Here is a 3,271-nt window from a genome sequence, read left to right as displayed (position 1 = left end):
GTAGGGGTGAGGGTGCTACGGCTCTGAGTCTAGGTCTCACCGTTACGCTGTCGGCACGACGGTCGCAGCCTCACACGGAAGCGTGTCACCCTCACCCCCGGCCCCTCTCCCACACGGGAGAGGGGAGACGCGCTTTTTCTTAAAAGGGATTTTCCCCGGACAACCCTGCCGCCCGTGGGGAGAGGAGACACCCGCGCATCGTCGTCGCCCCTGGTCACACCCCCCACCCCCGGGCTAGCACGAGACTCCCTCCCCTCACCCGGAGCCCGCGCCTTGCTCGACGACCGCCAGCCGCCGCCCCGCTTCAACGGCGCCCGCTACTGCCTGGAGGCCAACGCCCGGGAGCGCGGCGACAAGCCGGCGCTGGTCATGGTCGGGGACGAGGGCCGCACCGAGATCATGACCTTCGGCGAGGTCGACCGGGCGGTCAGGAGCGTCGCGGCCGGCTTGCGCGATCTCGGGCTGCCGGCGGGCGCCCGGGTGATGATCCGCATGGGCAACGACGCGGATTACGTCGTCACCTATTTCGCGACACTCGCCGCCGGCCTGGTGGCGCAGCCCTCCTCGCCGCAGCTTACCGCGGCCGAGGCGGCGTTCCTGATGCAGGATTCCGACGCCGCGGTGATCGCGGCGGCCGACGACTGCCCCCTCGACCCGGAGGCGTGCCGCGGCCGGATCGTGCTGCGCCGCGACGACATCGCCCGCCTGCGGGCCGGCCCGCCCCTCGAGGCCTACGCCGACACCGCCGCCGACGATCCGGCGACGCTCGTCTACACCTCCGGCACCACCAGCCGGCCGAAGGGGGTGCTGCACGCCCACCGCACCATCTGGGGCCGGCGGCCGATGCACGATTTCTGGCTCGGCCTGCGCGAGGACGACGTGGTGCTGCATGCCGGCACCATGAACTGGACCTACACGCTGGGCGTCGGCATCCAGGATCCCTGGGCCCGGGGCGCCACCACGGTGCTCTATAACGGGCGGCGCGATCCCGCCCTGTGGCCGGCCCTGATCGCCCGCCATCGCGCCACCCTGTTCGCCGCGGTGCCGAGCCTCTACCGGCAGATCCTCAAATACGCGGATCTCTCGGCCCACGACCTGTCGTCCCTGCGCCACGGCATCACGGCGGGCGAGGCCCTGTCGCCCGGGCTGCTGGCCGAGTGGCGGGCCGCCGCCGGCACGCCGCTCCACGAGGCGCTCGGGATGAGCGAGATCTCGACCTACATCTCGACGAGCCCCCTCGTCCCGATCAAGCCGGGCTCGCCGGGCAAGCCGCAGCCGGGGCGGCGGGTCGCGATCCTCCCCGCCGACGGCGCGCCGGAGCCGCTGCCGACGGGCGAGGTCGGGTTGCTTGCCATCCACCGCTCCGACCCGGCCCTGATGCTCGGCTACTGGAACCGGCCCGAGGAAGAGGCCGCGGTGATGAAGGGCGAGTGGTTTACCGGCGGCGACCTCGCCTCCCTCGATGCCGACGGCTACGTCTGGTTCGAAGGCCGCAACGACGACATCATGAACGCCTTCGGCTACCGGGTGTCGCCGAACGAGGTCGAGAGCGCGCTGATCGCCCATCCCGACGTGCAGGAGGTCGCGGTGACCGAACTGCCCGTCCGCGACGACGTGCGGGTGATCGCCGCCTTCGTGGTGCCGAAGCCCGGGAGGGAGCCGCGGCGGGACGCGCTGCTGGCCTGGTGCGGCGAGCGGCTCGCCGCCTACAAGTGCCCGCGGGAGGTCGTCTTCCTGGAGGCGCTGCCGCGCACGCCGAACGGCAAGGTGCAGCGCAAGCGCCTCGCCGTCGAACCACGCCCGGCCTAGTCAGGCAGGATCGCCACCGCCCGGGTCCAGCCCGCCGAGGCCGCCCTGATCTTCACCGGGAAGCACGCGACCGTGAAACCGGTCGCCGGCAGGGCTTCGAGGTTGGCGAGCTTCTCGATCTGGCAGTAGCCGGCCTCGGCGCCGGCCTTGTGACCCTCCCAGATCAGGCTCGCGTCGCCGGTCTCGGCGTAGCGCCGGGCGGTGTGGGAGAACGGCGCGTCCCAGCTCCAGGCATCGGTGCCGACGACCCGCACGCCCTGCCCCGTTAGGTGCAGGGTCGCGGCGCGGCCCATGCCGCAGCCGGTATCGACGTAGTCGGCCTGCCCGTAGCGCGAGCCGGCGCGGGTGTTGACGAGCACGATGTCGAGGGGCTGGAGCCGATGGCCGATCCGGGCGAGTTCGCGGTCGATCTCGTCGGGGGTCACCACGTGGCCGTCGGGCAGGTGGCGGAAATCGAGCTTCACGCCGGGGCGGTAGCACCAGTCGAGGGGCACCTCGTCGATGGTGATCGCCCGGGCGCCGCCATCCATGGTCGGGTGGTAGTGCCAGGGCGCGTCGAGATGGGTGCCGTTATGGGTGGAGAGCTGCACGCTCTCGACCGCCCAGCCCTGGCCGTCCGGCAGGTCCGCGGGCTTGAGGCCCGGGAACAGCCCGGCCACCATCGGTGCCGAGGTGGCGTGGTCCATGTAGGTGACGGTCGGGCGCTGGAACGGCGGATCCGCCGGAACGTCGTTCTCGATCGCGATCGAGAGGTCGATCAGTCGGGGCATTCCGGTGGCTCCTTCGATGGTGTAGCGGCATCCATCGCCCCGCCGGACGGTCCTGACAAGCCGGCGGGCCCGGACCGACGAGAGACCCGCATGATGCCGACGATCCGCGCTATCGAGGATGCCGACGTACCGGCGGTGATCGCCCTGTGGCACGCGGCCGGGGTGGCCCGGCCCTGGAACGACCCGGCGACCGACATCGCCTTCGCCCGGCGGGGACCGCACGGTACCGTGCTGGTGGCGGAGGCCGAGGGCCGGATCGTCGGAACCGCCATGGCCGGCGAGGACGGGCATCGCGGCTGGCTCTACTACGTCGCGGTCGACCCAGGCCATCAGGGCGGCGGGCTCGGGCGGGCGATGGTCGAGGCCGGCGAGGCGTGGCTCGCGGCGCGTGGCGTGTGGAAGGTGCAGCTGCTGGTCCGGCGCGGGAACGAGGCGGTGCTCGGGTTCTACGATCACCTCGGCTATCGCGACACGACCGCCGTGTGCCTGCAGAAGGTGATCGCGCAGGGGTGAGAATTTTATGGATCTACAAGGGGGTACCGTCCGGAACCGTTCAATCCCAAGCACAACCTCATCCTGAGATGTCAGTCGACACGATACACGACACGATCTCCGTCGCCCTGCGGTCGGCCTCGCGGCCCATCGTTGGCCGACCCCCTTTCCCGGACGACTGCAGCGTCAGCGGAAGACGA

3 protein-coding genes are annotated in these 3,271 nt (G+C 71.4%); 2 read left to right on the top strand and 1 reads right to left on the bottom strand.

Features of this window, described 5'->3' with window-relative positions:
* The first annotated feature begins 273 nt into the window (after positions 1-273).
* On the top strand, positions 274-1,809 hold the full coding sequence (locus A5481_RS29670) for an acetate--CoA ligase (RefSeq protein ID WP_064504484.1): 1,536 nt from the start codon (positions 274-276) through the stop codon (positions 1,807-1,809).
* Here the strand turns inward: A5481_RS29670 and A5481_RS29665 are convergent.
* Positions 1,806-2,579, bottom strand: a complete 774-nt coding sequence (locus tag A5481_RS29665; protein WP_048437406.1) for a cyclase family protein — start codon at positions 2,577-2,579, stop codon at positions 1,806-1,808. The genes A5481_RS29670 and A5481_RS29665 overlap by 4 nt on opposite strands.
* A 90-nt stretch (positions 2,580-2,669) precedes the next feature.
* Here A5481_RS29665 and A5481_RS29660 point away from each other — a divergent pair, with 90 nt between their 5' ends.
* A complete protein-coding gene (locus tag A5481_RS29660; protein ID WP_048437405.1) occupies positions 2,670-3,092 on the top strand; it encodes a GNAT family acetyltransferase in 423 nt (140 codons plus the stop codon).
* Positions 3,093-3,271 lie beyond the last annotated feature (179 nt).

The organism is Methylobacterium platani (genome assembly GCF_001653715.1).
Lineage (GTDB): Bacteria > Pseudomonadota > Alphaproteobacteria > Rhizobiales > Beijerinckiaceae > Methylobacterium > Methylobacterium platani.
This window is presented reverse-complemented; position numbering and strand designations above follow the sequence as displayed.

Excerpts from the sequence above, each read along its gene's own strand:
- A5481_RS29665 (WP_048437406.1), bottom strand. The coding sequence starts at position 2,579 with ATGCCCCGACTGATCGACCTCTCGATCGCGATCGAGAACGACGTTCCG.
- A5481_RS29660 (WP_048437405.1), top strand. The coding sequence starts at position 2,670 with ATGATGCCGACGATCCGCGCTATCGAGGATGCCGACGTACCGGCGGTG.